This window comes from Moorena sp. SIO2C4, from assembly GCF_010672485.1.
GTDB lineage: Bacteria > Cyanobacteriota > Cyanobacteriia > Cyanobacteriales > Coleofasciculaceae > Moorena > Moorena producens.
This window is the reverse complement of the sequence record NZ_JAAHGN010001160.1, coordinates 1-2,236: the sequence shown is the minus strand read 5'-3', so window position 1 is coordinate 2,236 and position 2,236 is coordinate 1. Positions and strand designations below refer to the sequence as shown.

The 2,236-nt window shown below is 42.0% G+C and carries 2 protein-coding genes; one reads left to right on the top strand and one right to left on the bottom strand.

Annotated elements, in window-relative coordinates; all coding sequences use genetic code 11:
- Nucleotides 1–165: 165 nt before the first annotated feature.
- Nucleotides 166–1,473, top strand: a complete 1,308-nt coding sequence (locus F6K20_RS35000) for an MFS transporter (protein ID WP_287297882.1) — start codon at nucleotides 166–168, stop codon at nucleotides 1,471–1,473.
- A 481-nt stretch (nucleotides 1,474–1,954) separates the two neighbouring features.
- Here F6K20_RS35000 and F6K20_RS34995 read toward each other — a convergent pair.
- A partial coding sequence (locus tag F6K20_RS34995; RefSeq protein WP_287297880.1) for a multicopper oxidase domain-containing protein occupies nucleotides 1,955–2,236 on the bottom strand: 282 nt, incomplete at its 5' end.

Below are 2,236 nucleotides of genomic sequence, written 5' to 3'. Positions count from 1 at the left end.
TCCTTTTTTAAGGGGGATTTAGGGGGATCTCCGAGGCAAGAAAACACGCCCTAGGGGGGCTAAACCATACCCAGAATCAGCAACGCCAAATAAGCTGACGGCTGACGGCTGACGGCTGAATGCTTACGTTTTGTTACACAAAAGATGACAATGGTGTATAACTAGATGAGAATTTTTCTGATCATCTGGATTGGACAATTTCTCTCCCTAGTAGGTTCTCGCTTAACTCAGTTTGCCTTCAATGTCTGGTTGTTTCAAGAAACCGGCTCAGTTACCCAGTTCGGCTTACTGGTTTTGTGTGGTAGCTTGCCTAGTCTACTCATTTCCCCAATCGCAGGGGGATTTGTAGACCGCTGGAGCCGTCGCTGGACGATGATTATCGCTGATTTTTGTGCTGGTCTTTGCACCTTAAGCATAGCTTGGTTATTCATCACAGGAAACCTAGAAATTTGGCACTTGTACATCATCGAAGCTCTTAGTTCTTGCTTCAGCACTTTTCAGGCTAATGCTTATGCTGCTGCCACTACTCTGCTAGTACCAAAAGAAAACCTACCTCGTGCCAGTGGCTTAACCAGTTTGGGGCGGGGTGTATCTAAACTGATTGCACCAGTTTTAGCAGGTATATTGCTGCCCATTGTTCACATCCCAGGCATCATTGTCATTGACTTTGCTACTTTATTTTTTGCCATTGTTCCCTTGATGGTAGTTACATTTCAGGAATTAAATAATCTAGATGAACAGACAGGGGACAAATCTTTTTGGAAGGAGGTTATCTATGGCTGGAATTTTCTAACTACCAAACCTGGATTGCTAGCATTATTAATTTTATTTGCTAGCAATAACTTATTTACAGGAATATTTAATGTCCTTACTACTCCCCTAGTTTTATCTCTCACCTCCCCTACTGGTCTGGGGATTGTTTTATCCATTGGCAGTTCTGGAATAGTATTAGGTAGCCTGATGATGAGTATCTGGAAAGCTCAGGAGCATTACATCAAAACTATATTTGGCTTTACCCTCCTAGCAGGTCTTTTCATATTTTTGGCAGGTTTACGCCCTTCCCTGTCTCTATTCACGGTTTCTGACTTTTGTTTGTTAGCTACATATCCGGTTATTAGCGGTTTAGTGCAAGTCATGTTTCAAAAGAAAGTACCTCCAGAGGTACAGGGAAGGGTTTTTGGTTTGAAAGCTCCCATTGCTAGTTTGGGTTTAACCCTTGGTTATGCGATCGCTGGCCCTCTAGACGATCTAATTTGTGAACCTCTGATGGCTCCTGATAGTATTTTAGCAGGAAATATAGGAAAAATAATTGGAGTTGGCCAAGGTCGTGGAGTTGGTCTTCTAGACATTGTTATCGGTTTAGTAGTAGTTGTTGGAACCATTGCTGCTTATCAGTATCCTCCCCTCAGATTGCTGGAAGAGGAATTGCCCGATAGCATTCCTGATGAACTTTTTGAGAGTTCTAAGTTTTAAAATTTTGGCTCTACCGAACTTGCTGTGTAAAAATTTTATAAAGTAATCAGTATAATCCTTATTGGGCAGTAGTTTTAGTTTTTAATATGGCATTGCTGAGTAATAGAAAATTTTGCGTAGGGTGCGTTAGGGTCTTCCTCATTTTCCACCTCGTAGTCAGGGTTAGGTTGCTGCCCGTAACCCACCACCGGGTCAAACAGCTTTAATGAGATGCACCCGAGGGTTATTTTATAGCAAAAGGCAGAGGGCTGAAGGCTGAAGGCTGAAGGCTGACTATTACTATATCACGATATATCAATAGTCAGCCGCTCAATCTGTCCTAATCCCCTTGGCGACTGCTATGATAAAACCGAAAAAAAAACGTAGAGACTTTCCTTAGAAAGTCCCTACAACAGTTTAATATCTGAAGGGTTGAAGGTAGGGTTGAAGGTTAAGAATCATCTTCTAAACATCTAGACAATTCTCGACACGCTCCTCATTTTTAGCGTAGTTGGATCTGTGCTTTTTGCGGTACCACCTCTTCTCCTCCATAGCCTTTTGTATTTACCACTTTCAGATTATTCATCATGCCCTTATCTTCGTGGTTTAGGATATGGCAGTGATAGACAAATGGACCAGTAATGAAGGGATTAACAAAGGGAATACGGACTGTAGTTGTACTGTTTGGAGGTAAGTTAATTACATCCCGATATCCTTGGGGTAATAGAGGACAAATGTAACTACCATCCTTTGCTTCACACCCTTCATATGTCGGCAGTTCAGA